At 63.2% G+C, this 16,022-nt stretch carries 15 protein-coding genes; 12 read left to right on the top strand and 3 right to left on the bottom strand.

What is annotated here, in order from left to right; translation table 11 throughout:
• The first annotated feature begins 152 nt into the window (after nucleotides 1–152).
• The 3 genes from JAB4_RS03035 to dapF are packed head-to-tail and all read left to right on the top strand — an operon-like array spanning nucleotide 153 to nucleotide 2,769.
• Nucleotides 153–1,022, top strand: a complete 870-nt coding sequence (locus tag JAB4_RS03035) for a lysophospholipid acyltransferase family protein (protein ID WP_070220842.1) — start codon at nucleotides 153–155, stop codon at nucleotides 1,020–1,022.
• Nucleotides 1,019–1,894 carry a lipid A biosynthesis acyltransferase gene (locus tag JAB4_RS03030; protein ID WP_070220844.1) on the top strand — a complete coding sequence of 292 codons (876 nt, stop codon included), beginning with the start codon at nucleotides 1,019–1,021 and terminating at the stop codon, nucleotides 1,892–1,894. The genes JAB4_RS03035 and JAB4_RS03030 overlap by 4 nt, the downstream gene beginning before the upstream one ends.
• Nucleotides 1,895–1,905: 11 nt before the next feature.
• A complete protein-coding gene (gene dapF / locus JAB4_RS03025; protein WP_070220846.1) occupies nucleotides 1,906–2,769 on the top strand; it encodes a diaminopimelate epimerase in 864 nt (287 codons plus the stop codon).
• A gap of 24 nt (nucleotides 2,770–2,793) precedes the next feature.
• On the opposite strand, the gene JAB4_RS03020 is transcribed toward dapF, so the two are convergent.
• A complete protein-coding gene (locus tag JAB4_RS03020; RefSeq protein WP_070220848.1) occupies nucleotides 2,794–4,296 on the bottom strand; it encodes an SEL1-like repeat protein in 1,503 nt (500 codons plus the stop codon).
• Between the two features lie 197 nt (nucleotides 4,297–4,493).
• Here JAB4_RS03020 and JAB4_RS03015 point away from each other — a divergent pair, with 197 nt between their 5' ends.
• The 8 genes from JAB4_RS03015 to JAB4_RS02980 all read left to right on the top strand — a co-directional run bounded on the left by JAB4_RS03015 (nucleotide 4,494) and on the right by JAB4_RS02980 (nucleotide 12,133).
• Nucleotides 4,494–5,801 carry a porin gene (locus JAB4_RS03015; RefSeq protein ID WP_343216317.1) on the top strand — a complete coding sequence of 436 codons (1,308 nt, stop codon included), beginning with the start codon at nucleotides 4,494–4,496 and terminating at the stop codon, nucleotides 5,799–5,801.
• A gap of 163 nt (nucleotides 5,802–5,964) precedes the next feature.
• On the top strand, nucleotides 5,965–6,642 hold the full coding sequence (locus JAB4_RS03010) for a DUF484 family protein (RefSeq protein ID WP_070220852.1): 678 nt from the start codon (nucleotides 5,965–5,967) through the stop codon (nucleotides 6,640–6,642).
• Nucleotides 6,643–6,649: 7 nt separating this feature from the next.
• The gene (locus JAB4_RS03005) at nucleotides 6,650–7,597 is read left to right on the top strand and encodes a tyrosine recombinase XerC (protein WP_070220854.1); all 948 of its coding nucleotides are present in this window, start codon (nucleotides 6,650–6,652) and stop codon (nucleotides 7,595–7,597) included.
• 136 nt (nucleotides 7,598–7,733) lie between these two features.
• On the top strand, nucleotides 7,734–8,840 hold the full coding sequence (locus JAB4_RS03000) for a GTP-binding protein (protein WP_070220856.1): 1,107 nt from the start codon (nucleotides 7,734–7,736) through the stop codon (nucleotides 8,838–8,840).
• 481 nt (nucleotides 8,841–9,321) lie between these two features.
• On the top strand, nucleotides 9,322–9,774 hold the full coding sequence (gene dksA, locus JAB4_RS02995; RefSeq protein WP_034753066.1) for an RNA polymerase-binding protein DksA: 453 nt from the start codon (nucleotides 9,322–9,324) through the stop codon (nucleotides 9,772–9,774).
• 223 nt (nucleotides 9,775–9,997) lie between these two features.
• Nucleotides 9,998–10,534, top strand: a complete 537-nt coding sequence (gene hslV / locus JAB4_RS02990; RefSeq protein ID WP_010394217.1) for an ATP-dependent protease subunit HslV — start codon at nucleotides 9,998–10,000, stop codon at nucleotides 10,532–10,534.
• Between the two features lie 37 nt (nucleotides 10,535–10,571).
• Nucleotides 10,572–11,924, top strand: a complete 1,353-nt coding sequence (gene hslU, locus JAB4_RS02985; RefSeq protein ID WP_070220905.1) for an ATP-dependent protease ATPase subunit HslU — start codon at nucleotides 10,572–10,574, stop codon at nucleotides 11,922–11,924.
• 14 nt (nucleotides 11,925–11,938) lie between these two features.
• Nucleotides 11,939–12,133: a hypothetical protein gene (locus JAB4_RS02980; protein WP_070220858.1), complete on the top strand. Its 195-nt coding sequence runs from the start codon at nucleotides 11,939–11,941 to the stop codon at nucleotides 12,131–12,133.
• Nucleotides 12,134–12,201: 68 nt separating this feature from the next.
• Here JAB4_RS02980 and JAB4_RS02975 read toward each other — a convergent pair whose 3' ends face one another.
• A complete protein-coding gene (locus JAB4_RS02975; protein WP_070220860.1) occupies nucleotides 12,202–12,816 on the bottom strand; it encodes an outer membrane beta-barrel protein in 615 nt (204 codons plus the stop codon).
• Between the two features lie 168 nt (nucleotides 12,817–12,984).
• Here JAB4_RS02975 and JAB4_RS02970 point away from each other — a divergent pair, with 168 nt between their 5' ends.
• Nucleotides 12,985–13,770: a helix-turn-helix transcriptional regulator gene (locus tag JAB4_RS02970; RefSeq protein WP_070220862.1), complete on the top strand. Its 786-nt coding sequence runs from the start codon at nucleotides 12,985–12,987 to the stop codon at nucleotides 13,768–13,770.
• On the opposite strand, the gene JAB4_RS02965 is transcribed toward JAB4_RS02970, so the two are convergent.
• Nucleotides 13,743–15,998, bottom strand: coding sequence for a patatin-like phospholipase family protein (locus JAB4_RS02965; protein ID WP_070220864.1), 2,256 nt, complete (start codon nucleotides 15,996–15,998; stop codon nucleotides 13,743–13,745). The two genes, JAB4_RS02970 and JAB4_RS02965, sit on opposite strands and share 28 nt — an antisense overlap.
• Nucleotides 15,999–16,022: the final 24 nt, after the last annotated feature.

Here is a 16,022-nt window from a genome sequence, read left to right as displayed (position 1 = left end):
AGTAAAGAGGATTTTGCCTGCGACGCTTTAGCGATATTTATATTCCGCTTCGCAAGTTGTCTATTAACTCAGCGGTTACTGCATACGTGGTATTTTACGCTTCTTAAAAAATTTTGGCACAGCAACACGCCATTCCTGGAAACAGCTTATACATGTTAGTCCCAATTTTCCGCTTCTTGTCCATCTTTCCCCTGCCCGTCCTGCATGGCCTTGGCGCTGTGCTAGGCTGGGTGATTTACGCCATTTCCCCGTCCTACCGCCGCCGCATGCGCGAGAACATGCAAGGTGCGGGGTTTTCGCAACACTTGCACACGGCCGTGGCCGAAGCGGGCAAGAGCGTGCTGGAACTGCCCTTCATCTGGTGCGCCCCCGCCGAGCGCGTGGCGCGCCATGCGACGGTGGAAAACTGGGAACTGGTGGAAAAAGCGCTGCAGCATGGCCGCGGCATTGTCTTCCTGACACCACACCTGGGCTGCTTTGAAATCGTCGCCCAGCAGATCGCGCTGCGCACGCCGCTCACCGTGATGTACCGCCCGCCCAAGCGCGCCGCCCTGAAACCGCTGATCGAAGGGGCGCGCGCGCGCGAAAACCTGATGCTGGCGCCGGCGAACATGTCGGGCGTGCGCATCTTCGCCAAATGCCTGAAAAAGGGACAACCGATCGGCCTGCTGCCCGACCAGGTGCCGCAGGAAGGCGAAGGCGTATGGGCCGATTTCTTCGGCCGCCCCGCCTACACCATGACCCTGCCCGCCAAGCTGGCGCAGATGGGCGGCGCCGAAGTCATCATCACCTACGCGGAACGCCTGCCGGGCGGACGCGGCTATGTCGTGCATTTCGTGCCGTTTACCGAGTCGCTCGACAGCAGCTCGGCCGAACAGGCGCGCACCATCAATGCGGCCATGGAGCAATTGATCGCGCGCAGCCCGGCGCAATACCTGTGGAGCTACAACCGCTATAAAGTGCCGCGCGGCGCGCCGCCGCCCACGCCTGCCACGACCGCTGCCGCCGGGGAGCAGGCATGAGACTGCTGATCGCCTTCATGTGGCTGCTGCACTGGCTGCCTCTGCCCATCCTCGGCCGCTTCGGCGTGGCCGTCGGCAGCGTGCTGTTCATCGCCATGCCCACGCGGCGCAGGATCGCCCTGACGAATCTGCGCCTGTGCATGCCGGAACTGACGGAAGCCCAGCGCGTGGCGCTGGCGCGCCAGCATTTCCAGGCCTATTCGCGCAGCGTGTGGGAACGCAGCATCCTGTGGTGGTCATCGGAAGCGCGATTGAACCGCCTGATCAAAAAGGTACCCGCCTTCCCGGGCCAGCAGATCGCTGCCAAGCCCACCATCTTGCTGTGCCCGCACTTCGTCTGCCTCGACGTGGCCGGCGCCGCCACGGCCATGGAAATTTCCGCCTCGTCGATGTACGTGCAGCAAAAAAACGCCGCCTTCGACCAGGCCTTGCGCAACGGCCGTTCGCGCTTCAAGCCGCCCAAGCTGTTTACGCGCCAGGACGGCATCAAGACGATTTTGCGCGCGCTGCGCGACGGCTTGCCGTATTTCATGCTGCCGGACATGGACTTCGGCGAAAAGGATGCAGAATTCGTGCCCTTCTTCGGCGTGCCAGCCGCCACCCTGACGGCCACGGCGCGCCTGGCGCTGGCCGCCAAGGCGCAGGTGATTCCCGTCATCGCCACTTTTTTACCCAATTACCAGGGCTGGCAAGTGACCTATTACCCGGCCTGGGACGATTATCCGGGCGACGACATCACGGCCGCCACGCGCCGCATGAACGAATTCATCGAAGAGCGCGTGCGCGAAGCGCCGGCCGAGTATTTCTGGACGCACAAACGCTTCAAGACGCGTCCGGAAGGCGAAGCCTCGTTCTATAACCAGCACAAGTGATACGGCAGAACATGAAACTCCACTTTACCAAGATGCACGGCGCGGGCAATGACTTCATCGTCATCGACGCCATCAATCAGGATATCGACTTCACGCCGGCCCAATGGCAGCGCCTGGCCGACCGCCGTTTCGGCATCGGCGCCGACCAGATCCTCGTGGTGGAAAAGCCGCGCCTGCCCGGCTGCGATTTCCGCTACCGCATCTATAACAACGATGGCGGCGAAGTGGAACAGTGCGGCAATGGCGCGCGCGCCTTCGTCAAGTTCGTCAGCGAAAAAGGCTTGTCGAACAAGAGCAGCATCCGCGTGGAAACCATGGCCGGCGTCATCGCGCCGCGCCTGGAACTCGACGGCAGCATCACGGTCGACATGGGCGCGCCCGTGCTCGAGCCACAGCAGGTACCGTTCGATGCGGCCGGCCTCGCCGGTGTAGCGCAAGGCAACGACACCTTATGGCCGCTGGACCTGGCCTTGCCGGGCCACGCAGCTTCTGTGCTGGTATCCGTCGTCTCGATGGGCAATCCGCATGCCGTGCAAGTGGTCGACGATGTCGATGCGCAAGACCTGGAAGTGACGGGCCCGCTGATCGAGCACCACCCGCGCTTTCCCCGCCGGGTCAACGCCGGCTACATGCAGATCGTCGACCGCCAGCACGTGAAACTGCGCGTGTTTGAACGGGGCGCGGGAGAAACCCTCGCGTGCGGCACGGGCGCCTGCGCCGCTGCCGTGGCCGGCATCCGTCGCGGCCTGCTCGATTCCCCCGTGCGCATCAGCGCGCGCGGCGGCGAACTGTCGATCGCCTGGCAAGGCCCCGGCCAGCCCGTCCTGATGACGGGCCCGGCAGTGACCGTGTTCGAGGGCACGATCGAGCTGTAGACGGGTGAAGGTCAGAAGTAAAAGTCAGGCTGCCAGGAACTGCTGTTCCTGTACCACATCGAGTTCCGCCAGATAGCACTTCAGGCGATACAGGCGCTGCCGGTAATTGCCTTCCGGCCCCGCCACGCCGCAATCGACGCGCTCGAACAGGCGCACTACCTGATCGAGCAGCTGGCGCTCCTGCGCCGTGCGGATCAGCACGAGGCGCCGCTTGCCGCGGCCATGCGTGGCGCTGATATCGATCAACAGACAATGGCCCTGGTCGGCCGCGTGGATATCGAGCAGCAAGGCCTCGGCACGCGACAGATGAAAGCAGCGCGCCAGTTCCAGGCGCGCCGCCAGCAGGGGGTGGTTCTGGCCCAGCTGGCGCCCATGCCCGTCGGCGTGCATGGCGGCGCACTGGCCCCAGTCGCCGGGCTCGCCTCGAGGCGCGATTTTCGCCAGCGCCGCCTCCGCTTCACGGCTGCCTTGCGCCTGCGCCTGCAGCAGCCAATACGCGGCGCGCACATCGTTGTTGACGCCATCGCGGCGGTTACGCCAGGCATGCATGCCGCACTCGAGCTGCGCCGGCCCATGCCCCAGGTCGGCCGCGCGCTCCAGGCAGAAATGCGCTTCGACGACATTGCGCTGGGAAAATTCCGGTTTCGTATAGATGCGCGACAGCACGAACCAGGCTTCGGCCAGTCCCTGCTCGCCCGCCTGCGTCAGCCAGCGCACGGCACGCTTGAAATTGGCGGCGCCGTTGCGCGTGGCCAGGCGCTGGCCGTGCGCATCCATGCGCGCATAGCCGAGTCCCAGCTCCAGCTGCGCCGTGCGGTCGCCGCCATGCGCGGCCAGCTCGCAGCACTGCCAGCCCTCGGCATCGCCGCCTGGCGCCAATGCCTGGGCGCAACGCGACAGCAACAGCACCTGCTGAGCGTCGAGGGCGATCGTGCGCGCCCCGGCGACGGCCTGGCGCTGCAACAGCTCGCGCGCCAGCGGCAAGCCTTGCGACAGAAAACCCGCATGGTTGCCCTGGCGCCAAGCCTGCTCCAGCCAGGCGTGCAGCGGCGCGTCGCCATCGAAGGCCTGCTCGCCAGCCACGCTGGTGGCCGGCCCCGGTGTTGCCGATGATTTTTCTTGTAGCGACAACAACCATTGCGCATCGGGCAAGCCGGCGCGTACGGCAGCGTCCAGCGCCACGCGCGCCTTGGCGCGCAAGGCTTCACAGTGACTGGCGGCGTTGCCCAGCACCAGTTGCGCCAGTACCAGGCCCGCCTGCACCAGGCCCGCATCGAACGCTTGCGCGTAATACGGAATCAGCGCCTTGGCTGCCGGTTGCGCGACTTCAAAAGGCACGTGGGTGCCAATCAGCCGGCACGCTTCCTCGCTATCCTCCTGGGCCGCCCGCGCCAGCCAGTGCAAGGCCGTCGGCAAGCTTTGCGGCACACCGTGTCCAAACAGATACACCCGTCCCAACGCCAGTTGGCAAGCCACGTCGCCAGCACGTGCCCCCTTGATCAATCCTAATGTTTCGCGATTTGCCATCGATTCTCGATATTGAGTCAATGATTCTAATAATAGTGAGTCGTCTCCAGGCCCATCAGTGCAGGCCGTCCCTTAGTGTAACGTCCTTGTGTCGTAAATCCGCCAAAGCGACCGCAAGAACTTGATTCAACGCAACAATCCCTCGGCCTGGACATGCCAAGATTGCAAGGCGCCGCTACGGTGGCGATGGGAGAACCTTGTCCATCGGCGCAGGACTGGCAGAAATCGCGCGTTACAAAAATACAACAGGGGCATGCAGTTATGCCGCTTTTCACCAATCTTTTCACGCATATTTGACCAATCCCGCGCGTCTTGCGCGCCGACGAATTAAGGTTCATTCATCGAAACGCGACAATCAGCGCATTTCAATCTGCTCGGATCTCGGACGGAACTCACTTTTAAATAGGGAAGAAGACATGAAAAAATCACTCGTTGCCCTCGCACTCTTCGGCGCCTTTGCCGCAACCGCACAAGCGCAGTCGTCCGTCCAAATCTACGGCACGATCGATGCAGGCCTGGGCAAAGCGACTGGTTCGACCACCGCTGTCACGAAGCGCGACAACAACAAACTGGGCTTCAAGGGTACGGAAGATCTGGGCAATGGCTTGAAAGCTATTTTCCAACTGGAAATTCGCTATGAATCCGACACGGGCACCGTAGAAAACACGTCGGGCGCCAATTCGCGTCCGCTGTTCCAGGGTCAAAGCCGCGTCGGCCTGCAAGGCGACTTCGGTACCGTACGCCTGGGCCGTGGCCTGACCGCATACCAGGAAGTGAGCACCTCGTTCGAACCATGGTCGGGCATGCCTACGCCAGCCGGTTTTCAGACCGACCTGACCGTCGCCGGCTACACCAGCGATCCGCTGAGCGCACCAGGCAACTCGCGTAACCGCTTCTCGAACGCCGTGTTCTACAACACGCCAGTGTTCAATGGCTTCCAGCTCAACGCCACCGTTGCTGCCAAGGAAGCTAATAACAACAGCGCAGTGCCAGCGCGCGCGCCGGGCAACTCGGTAACATTTGCTTCGGGCAACCGTGCCGTGGCAGCCAACGTGGCGCCGACGTCGACCCCGTACTCGATCTCCGCAACGTACACCTCGACTGGATTTGCTGCCATGGCTGCCTACGAGCGCAATGGCTTGCAAGCCAAGCTGTGGTCGGTTGCCGCCTCGGTCAATCCTATTCCTGAGCTGAAAGTCATGCTGTCGATCCAGCACCAGAAAGATGATGACTTCAAAATCATCAATACCGGCACCAAATCGTGGGTACTGGGCGCCAACTACGACGTAGGCCCAGGCAAGATCCGCGCCGGCTATGGCCAGAAAACGCCCGATGGCGTCGTCAAAACCAAGCAAGCATCGCTGGGCTATGACTACAATCTGTCGAAGCGCACCTACGTCTATGCAGATATCTCGAACAAAAAAGCCGCTGTTGCTGACAGTATCAACTACAACGTTGCGAAAAGCGTCAACTACGTCGGCATCGGCGTACATCACAACTTCTAATGGCATCGCGCGTCTCCCGCGACGGGTGACGTGACTCGCCAGACGGAGCAAGGCGGCATGGGCAACCATGCCGCTTTTTTCATGGGCGCGCGCTTTTGCTCCATATTGCGGCGCACTCTCGGTTAGAATCAAGTGTTCATCCTTCTCTCTTCTGACACTATCAATGACCGCCACACTCGATTCCAGCACCGTCGCCCAGTACCTGAGCGAGCATCCGACGTTCTTCGAAGAGCATACCGCGCTGCTCGGCGAGGTCAAGCTGAGCAGCCCGCTGACGGGACGCACCATCTCGCTGCAGGAGCGGCAGATGGAAGTGATGCGCGACAAGTACAAGGCGCTCGAGCTGCGCATGTCCAAGCTGAGCCGCCTGGCCGAGGAAAATGGCGATATCGCCAGCAAGTTCCACGGCTGGAACCAGGCCATGCTGCAAGTGCGCAACGATGCGGACATGCCGCGCGTGCTGGTCGACGCCTTGCAAAGCAATTTCGACGTGCCCTACGTCAGCCTGCGCCTGTGGCAAGTACTGCCGGAACACGCCGACGGCTGGTTCACGGAAGATGTGACGGCCGACGTGCGCATGTTCGCCAACAGCCTGCAAACGCCGTACTGCGGCAGCAACCGCGATTTCGAAGCCGTGCACTGGTTACAGGCTGACAAGATCGAATCGACCGTCATGATCGCCCTGCGCGCCCCGAACACCACGGGCACCTTCGGTTTGCTGGTGCTGGGCTCGCCGGACAGCGAACGGTTTACCTCGAGCATGGGCACCGATTTCCTCGTGCACATCGGCGCCACAGCCGGCGCCGCCCTGGCCGCGCTGCGCGCCGGCTCGCCGGCCTGAATCAGCCATGCATGCGGCGCGCGGCAAGGCCGAGTGGCTCGATGCCTACCTGGCGCAGCTGGCCACGCAGCGCAAGCTGTCGCCGCATACGCTGGACGCTTACGGGCGCGACTTGCGCGCCTTGCTGGAACTGAGCGGCAATACGCCGTGGACGGCACTGGCGCACAACGAAGTGCGCCGCTACACGGCCAGGCTGCATGCCGGCGGCCTGGACCCGCGCTCGATCGCCCGCAAGCTGTCATCGTGGCGCGGTTTTTTCAACTGGCTCAGCGGTGAAACAGCGCTCGACGCCAATCCCGTCGACGGCATCCGCGCCCCCAAGCGGGCCAAAACCTTGCCCAAAGCCCTGTCGGTGGACGACGCCGTGCGCCTCGTGGCGCCCGCGCAACACCAGCAAGGCGCTGCCGAGCCGGAGCAACTGTGCAACCGCGCCATGTTCGAGCTGCTGTATTCAAGCGGCTTGCGCGTGTCCGAACTGACCAGCCTGGACACCCATTACTGCAAGGCCGAGAACGGCCGGGAGGCCTCGCTGGGCTGGCTCGACATGGCCAGCTTCGAAGTCATCGTCACAGGCAAGGGCAACAAGATGCGCAAGGTGCCCGTCGGCAAGGCGGCCCTCGTGGCGCTGACGGCCTGGCTGGCCGTGCGCCCGCCAGCGGCCGATGGCAGCGCTGCCTTGTTTCTCAGCACGCGCGGCACGCGCATCTCGCCGCGTGTACTGCAGCTGCGCCTGAAGGCGCACGCGCTGGCGACCGACATTCCCGCCAACGTGCACCCGCATGTGCTGCGCCACTCGTTTGCCTCGCACGTGCTGCAATCGTCGGGCGACTTGCGCGCCGTGCAGGAAATGCTGGGCCATTCCAGCATCACCTCGACCCAGGTCTACACGGCCCTCGATTTCCAGCACCTGGCGCACGTATACGACCAGGCGCACCCGCGCGCCAAGGTCAAGTAGGCCGCGCTCGTTGGCCAGCCTGATCCATATCAAGCGGATCGGCGCGCATTTGCAAGCTTTTGCAAAATTCCGGCATAATCGTCCGCATTCTTCCGCTTGCGCGGCGGCACCATCGATTACAGCATAGGCATCTCTCATGGCACTGATTCCAACCACCATCCTCACCGGTTTCCTCGGTGCCGGCAAAACCACCTTGCTCAACCGCATACTGCAGGAAGACCATGGCATGCGCATCGCCGTGATCGAAAACGAGTTTGGCCAGGAAAACATCGACAATGACATCCTGGTGCAGGATAGCAACGAGCACATCATCGAGATGAACAACGGCTGCATCTGCTGCACCGTGCGCGGCGACCTCATCGTGGGCTTGACGGAACTGGCGCGCAAGCGCGACGCCGGCCTGCTGGCGTTCGACCGCGTCGTCATCGAAACGACGGGCCTGGCCAATCCCGGCCCCGTGGCGCAGACCTTCTTTGTCGACGAAGAAGTGGGCAGCCACTACATGCTCGACGCCATCATCACGGTGGTCGATGCACGTCATGCGATGAAGCAACTCGATGAATACGAGGAAGCCCAGCGGCAAGTGGGCTTTGCCGACAAGCTGCTGCTGTCGAAAACCGACCTCGTCAGTGAAGACGACGTGGCCGCCCTGACGCGCCGTTTGAAACGCATCAATCCCCGCGCCCCCATCGCCAGGGTCGATTTCGGCCGCGCGCCGCTGGCCGAAGTACTCGACATTCGCGGTTTCAACCTGAATGAAAAGCTGGAACTGGACCCGGATTTCCTGGAGACAGAGACGGCGCACGTCCACGATCACGACCATGCGCACGACCACGAGCACGCACATGAACACGGCAATGCACACGGCCATGAGCACGCGCATGAGCACAGCGATGCCTGCGCCACCGATTGCGGCCATGCCGACCACCACCATGCGCAGCACAGCGACGACATCGCCGCCTTTGTTTTCAAGAGCACGCAACCGTTCGACAGCGCCAAGCTCGACGAGTTCCTCGGCGGCCTGGTGCAAGTGTATGGACCGCGCATGCTGCGCTACAAGGGCGTGCTGCTGATGCAGGGCGCCGAACGCAAGGTGGTCTTCCAGGGCGTGCACCAGCTGATGGGCAGCGACCTGGGCGCCAAATGGGGCGAACACGAAGTACGTGGCAGCAAAATGGTCTTTATTGGCAAAAATCTACCAAAAGACATTTTTATTCGCGGACTCGAACAATGTTTGGTATAAACTAGCCGGGTTTTGCAAAGTATCCTTTGCAAAGCAGAAACAAAAGGGAAAGTTAAGCACGCTTTCCCGCTGCCCGACACCGATCTTGCTGGCATAAACCAACAAGTAGCCGTCCCTGATCGGCTAGTCAACAAATCGGGATGGCAATATAAGGCAAAGCGTGCCAAAATCAGCGACGAAAACGGCCCATGTCGTTAGCCTGTCATGAAATGCTGGCAAACTGCCGCTGGCCGCATGCCAGGCATGCAAGCGATCCACCCAACACGCCCGTTGTCGCGCACAGAGCGCGACAGGCATAGAGCGGTAAAAAGTTATCAACATGGCACCATGGCCGGCCGGTAGTCCTGGCTTTCGCCGGCAAGCCAAGGTCGCACGCAGTACAGCGGGACAGCAATGCCAAGCGGAACCTGTACAGTTGCTCGGTATCGCCGCATCAACTGATCAATTTGAAAACTCTGTCGTATCGAAGGTAAGCGAAGTTATGACCAAAACTAATAAATCGACCCCGGCCGCCAACCAAGACATCCCTCTCATCAGCGAAGACCAAATTCGCGCCATGAGCGAAGATGACTACATGAATCCGGCACAACTGGCATTCTTCAAGGCGCGCCTGCAGCAGCTCGAAAAAGACCTGCTGAAAAACGCCGGCGAAACCACGGAACACTTGCGTGAAACCGTGCTCGTACCGGACCCTGCCGACCGCGCCACCATCGAGGAAGAGCATGCGCTGGAACTGCGCACGCGCGACCGCGAACGCAAATTGCTGAAGAAAGTACAGCAATCGATCGCCAGCATCGACGCCGGCGACTATGGCTGGTGCGAAGAAACGGGCGAGCCTATCGGCATCCCGCGCCTGATCGCCCGTCCGACCGCCACCCTGTCGCTGGAAGCCCAGCAACGGCGCGAACTGAAGCAAAAACTGTACGGCGACTGATCACCCCTCCCCTTGCGCGACCGCCCAAGCGGCCCCGCGCTGGCGATAAAAAAGCACACGACTCCGGTTGCGTGCTTTTTTTTCGTCCCGCGCCGGCCTACACTGAAGCAGGCGCGGCAGTGACAAGTGACGCTTGCAATTGCCTTTTCCATCCCCACGTTTGAACCATGGGCGCGCAATCGCATGGCCTTGCACGCATCGGCACGAATCTTTTGAGGTCACTATGGAACAATTTCACGGCACCACCATCCTCTGCGTCCGGCGCGGCAAGCAAGTCGCCCTGGGTGGCGACGGCCAGGTAACGCTCGGCAACATCGTCATGAAGGGCACGGCCCGCAAAGTGCGTAAGTTGTATCAGGGCAAGGTCCTGGTCGGCTTTGCCGGCGGCACCGCCGACGCTTTTACCCTGCTCGACCGATTTGAAGGCAAGCTGGAAAAACACCAGGGCAATCTGCTGCGCGCCTCCGTCGAACTGGCCAAGGACTGGCGCACCGACCGCGTGCTGCGCCGCCTGGAAGCGATGCTGCTGGTGGCCGACAGTGAGTCGACCCTGGTCATCACGGGCAATGGCGACGTGCTGGAACCGGAAGACGGCATCGGCGCCATCGGCTCGGGCGGCACCTATGCCCAGTCCGCCGCCAAGGCGCTGCAGGAAAACACGGATTTGTCGCCGGCCGAGGTGGTCAAGAAATCGCTGACCATCGCCGCCGAGCTGTGCATTTATACGAATATGTCGCACATCATCGAGACGCTCGACTAAGCGTCCGCGAGCAAAGAATAGAAAGCCAACTATGATCATGAACATGACCCCGTCGGAAATCGTCACCGAACTCGACAAGCACGTGGTGGGCCAGGCCAAGGCCAAGCGCGCCGTCGCCATCGCCCTGCGCAACCGCTGGCGCCGCCAGCAGGTGGCCGAGCCTCTGCGCCATGAAATCACGCCCAAGAACATCCTCATGATCGGCCCCACGGGCGTCGGCAAGACGGAAATCGCGCGCCGCCTGGCCAAGCTGGCCGAGGCGCCCTTCATCAAGATCGAAGCGACCAAATTTACGGAAGTCGGTTATGTGGGCCGCGACGTCGACACCATCATCCGCGACCTGATCGACATCGGCATCAAGCAGACGCGCGCGCTGGAAATGAAGAAAGTGCGCGCCCGCGCCGAAGATGCGGCCGAAGACCGCGTGATCGACATTCTCGTGCCGCCGGCGCGCGACTTCGGCTTCACGCCGAATACAGCGGCGGCCGTGGACACGGGCAGCGGCGACAGCACGCGCCAGACCTTCCGCAAGCGCCTGCGCCAGGGCGAGCTCGATGACAAGGAAATCGAGATCGAGCTGGCCGAGGCGGGGCCGCAGATGGAAATCATGGCGCCGCCGGGCATGGAGGAAATGACGGAGCAGATCAAGTCCATGTTCTCGGGCGTGGGCGGGCAGCGCAAGAAGGCGCGCAAGGTCAAGATCAAGGAAGCCTTGAAACTGCTGGTCGAGGAAGAAGCGGCCAAGCTGCTCAACGAAGATGAGCTGAAACAGAAGGCCATCCAGAACGTCGAACAGAACGGCATCGTGTTTTTGGACGAAATCGACAAGATCGCCTCGCGTTCGGAATCGGGCGGCGCCGACGTCTCGCGCGCCGGCGTGCAGCGCGACCTGCTGCCGCTGGTCGAGGGCACGACCGTCAACACGAAATATGGCATGATCCGCACGGACCACATCCTGTTCATCGCCTCGGGCGCCTTTCATTTGTCGAAGCCGTCGGACCTGATTCCCGAGCTGCAGGGGCGCTTCCCCATCCGCGTGGAGCTGGAATCGCTGTCGATTGCGGACTTCGAGCGCATTCTGACGAGCACCGACGCCTGCCTGACGATGCAGTACGAAGCCTTGCTGGCGACGGAAAACCTGAAACTGCAATTCGCGCCGGAAGGCATCACGCGCCTGGCGGAAATCGCCTATTCGGTCAACGAGCGCACTGAAAACATCGGCGCGCGCCGGCTGCACACGGTGATGGAAAAACTGCTGGAAGAAGTGTCGTTTACGGCCAGCGAAGGCAGCAGCAGCACGGAAAACCTGCTGGTGATCGATGCGGCCTACGTCAACGAACGCCTGGAAGCGCTGTCGGTCAACGAGGACCTGTCGCGCTACGTGCTGTAATCAAGGAGGGACCGATGGCAAACAAGGCATTGGCGACGCGGCAGAAAATGCAGTTCCGCGTCGAACCCTCGCAAAAACCGCGCAACCCCGTCGCCACGGCCGCCCTGCAGCGCACGGCCGGGGCGCACGTAAAGACCGTGTCCGGCCAGCGCCAGCAGGAAAAACGCCTGCTGGCGAAATTGCTGCTGAAAGTCGAAACGGACAAATAGGCCGCCCGCGGACACCCTTTTCATAGGGCGTCCGCCATCAGGCCACTCTCTGCCGCAGCATCATCCCCTTAGAAACGGTAGGACGCGCCCAGCGAAAACATGTCGACCTTGGTCGTTTGCTTGCTGCTGTATTTGACCGGCACGCGGTCCCAGTCGAGGTGCAGCGACCAGTTCTGGTTCAGCGCATACGCCGCGCCGATGCCGTAAGTCAGGCCGATCTTGTCCTTCTTGTCCGAACCGCCGCCCAGATAATCGACCTTGCCCTGCGTGTACGCCGCGCCGGCGCGTCCGCTCAGGGTAAAGGCGTCGAACTGGTAGCCGAGCACGCCCTGGATGCCGAGGCCCGTGAACTTGCCGCGGCCAGCGCGCTTGCCGGCGTCCGTATCGAAGCCGGACTTGACCTCGCCGCCCATGTACCCCACCAGCTCAACCGAAGGCAGGGCCACGCCGCCCTGAAACGGCAACGCGTCGAAACTGTAACCCAGGTAGGCCTTGCCATTGCGCTTGCTGCTTTTGTCGCAATCGCTTTGTCCGGCGATGCAATCGAGGCCTGTGCTGGCGCGAAAGCCGTAGCTGGCGCCCGCATAGAAGGGACCCGGCGCCGGTTCGGCGGCGGCGGCGTGCAAGGGAGCGATGGCGGCCAGCGCCAGCAGCGCTGCGGGGAAACGGAAAGATGGGAACATGGATAACCTCTACAAGTGGATGGATTGCCTGGTTGTAGCGCGCTGCGCGAGCCACAAGCGGGAGTGTCATCGCTTTTGCCGAAAAGTACTATCACCTTGTGCAAAGTTCCATTAAGGGCTACATTCGGTACCGCCATCCGCTACCAAACTTACCAAAAAGGATATTCCGTGAGTTCACCTGAACTGGTTTTGCGCGTGCTGCGCACCCAACTGCGTGCCGCCGGCATCACGTACAAGGTATTGGCCGAACGCATCGGCATGAGCGAGTCGAGCGTCAAGCGCATGTTTGGCCAGCACGACATGTCGCTGTCGCGCCTGGCCCTGATCTGCAAGGCATCGGGCATCGCCATGGAAGACGTGCTGCGCGGCGCGGCCGACATCACGCCGCATGCCGACACGCTCACCCTGGTGCAGGAAAAGTCGCTGGTGGCGCATCCGCGTCTGCTGCTGGTGGCGATCTGCTGCCTCGGCCACTGGAGCCTGGAGCAGGTGGTGGAAACGTATGCGCTGACGCAGGCCGAATGCATCGGTTGCCTGGCCGAACTGGACCGGTTGGGCTTGATCGAACTCAAGCCGCTGAACCGTTACAGCCTGCGCGTCTCGAACGCTTTCCACTGGCTGGCCGACGGCCCGGTGCAACAGTACTTCCGCGAATATGTGGTGGCCGATTATTTCAGCGGGCATTTTGACGGCGCCGGTGAAACCCTGATGTGCATCCCGGCGCGCCTGTCGCTGTCGAGCGCACAGGAGCTGGTACAGAAGATCCGCCAGCTGGCCGAGGAACTGGCGCGCCTGCACCAGAACGACCGCCGCCTGCCGCCGCAGGAACGCGACGGCTTTACCCTGCTGCTGGGCTTTCGCTCATGGGAATTTGCCGCCTTCACGGCCCTGCGCCGCAGCTCGGCGTCCGCCGCCCCGGCGGCGCCTTACCAGACCGGTCCCAGGAACAGGTAAAGCGTGCTCTCGCCGCCCTTCGATGCGCCCGAGGCCACATACACGGGACCGAAGCGCGTATCGACCGAGATGAAGGCGCTGCTGGCCTGCGTGAACTTGGTGGCTTTCCAGCGCTCGCTCTGATCGAAGCCGCCGCCCATTTCCAGCGAAAAGCCGGCCCGCACGGCGCCACCCAGGGTGCTGGGCAGGGAACCGATGCGGCGCGCCATCACGAAGCGCGCCAGGGCCACGCTGCGCCCCGTCACCGACTCGAACTGCGTGCCGGACAGGCGCAGGAAGCCGCCCAGGCTGAGCGGCGCCTCGCCCCGTTGCGCGCGCGCCCATTCGCCATACACATGGCCGGCCCAGTTGCCGCTGCCAAACGCCTTCAGGCCCGTGATGGCGGAGCGCCCCAGGCCCGACTCGCCCGTACCGGTGGTCGCGGAGCGCGTCCAGGTGGCGTCGAACAGCACGCCGCGCGTGGGGAAACCGGGCGAATCGAGCGTATCGACGCGGAACTGGACGAACTGGTTGGTGCCCAGCGCCCGCTCCTTGGGATAGCTCGGGTCGGCGGGGATGCTGACGTCCGCCTTGACTTCGCTGCGCGTGACGCCGAACTGCAGATCGCCCCAGAAACCGAACTGGCGCCCCAGCACCAGGCTGGCGCCCTGGCCGCTGTAAGCGACGCGCGCATTGCGCCGTCCCTTGTCGAACAGGTCGACCGCCTGGGAGGTGTACTGGAACGATGGCGCGATATACCACGGGTTGCCGGCGCCCAGCGGCTGCCAGTACTGCACCCCGAAATTGCGCGCGGTGCCGATCTGCACCATGCTGCGCAATTCGCCGCCCCAACTGTTCAAGTTCGAGCGCACATGCAGCAGCTTCAGGGCAAAGGTATTGCTGTCCCTGAAATCGCTGGCCATTTCCAGACCCACGCGCAAGCGGCTGCTGGCCCACGGCGCCTCGACCGCCTTGATGGTGACGGCGCGCTGCTCGCCCGCGTCGACCACTTCCGTCTCCACGCGCGCCACGTCGCCGCGGCCATACAACCTGGCCGCCGCCTTGAGCACATCTTCCTGGCTGACGGCCTGCCCTTCCACCAGGCCCGATTGCGCCTGCAGGATGCGCGGATTGATATCGCCTTCGCTTTCCACGGCCAGGCGCGTGAGCGGCAAGGCCACGTCCAGCAGGGCCGGCGCCGCCAGGCGCAGCTGCTCGCGCGCCGCATACTGTTCCGGCGACAGCGCCAGCGGCGCCAGGCGGGCGGCCAGTGCCTGCGCCGCCTGTTCGCCGGCGCGCATGGCGCGCGCATAGTTTTCAAAGTCGAGGAAACTGACGCCCGTCAGGTCGGGCGCCACCAGGATGTCCTGCGGCTGCAGCTCCTTGAGCGAGCGCTGCACGTTCTGCTCCGTGAGTATCTGCAGCATCTGCTGCGCCACGCCGATGGCGCTGCCCAGCTCTTTTTCCGGCGCCAGCGGCGTGCCCACGTTGACGGCGATGATGATGTCGGCGCCCATGGCGCGCGCCATGTCGACGGGCAGGTTGCGCACCAGGCCTCCGTCGACCACCAGGCGGTTGTTCACGCGCACGGGAGCAAACACGCCCGGCACGGCCAGCGAGGCGCGCATCGACAGGAACAGGGGCGTATCGACCAGCTCCACCAGCTCGCCATTGACCAGGTCCGACGCCACCGAGCGGAAAGGCAGCGGCAGCTGGCTGGCGGGACGGTCGCGCATGCCGGCCGGCAGCAGCCGGTTCAAGGCCATTTCCAGGGCCGCATTGCTGGCCGCCGCAGGCGGCGTGGAAATGCCGTTGCGGCTGGTGCCAAATTCGATGCGCGACGGCAGCAATAAATCTTCCTCGCGGCGGCGGAACGCCAGTTCGTCGCGCGGCGGCCGGTCGGCCACCACGCGCGCCCAGTTGGTCTCGCGCGCCATCTTTTCCAGGTCCGCCACGGAAGCGCCGGCCGCATACGCCCCGCCCACCACGCCGCCCATGCTGGTGCCCACCACCATGTCGATCGGCACGTGCAGCTCCTGCAGCACTTTCAATACGCCGATATGCGCGAGACCGCGCGCGCCGCCGCCCGACAGCACGAGGGCGATGCGCGGACGCGCCGGTGCCGGCGCAGAAACGGCCAGTGCGGGAGCGGAGGAAGCGGCGGCGGGAACGTCAGCGGCGGCGCCGGCTTGCGGCAAGACGCACAGCGCCGCCACGCAGCCCGCCAGGACGGCACGGATCGAGAACATGAAGACTCCTGTCGCGACGGCGGC

Source organism: Janthinobacterium sp. HH102 (genome assembly GCF_001758625.2).
Classification (GTDB): domain Bacteria; phylum Pseudomonadota; class Gammaproteobacteria; order Burkholderiales; family Burkholderiaceae_D; genus Janthinobacterium.
Note: the sequence above shows the minus strand (reverse complement) of the source record. Positions and strands in the feature narration are given on the sequence as shown.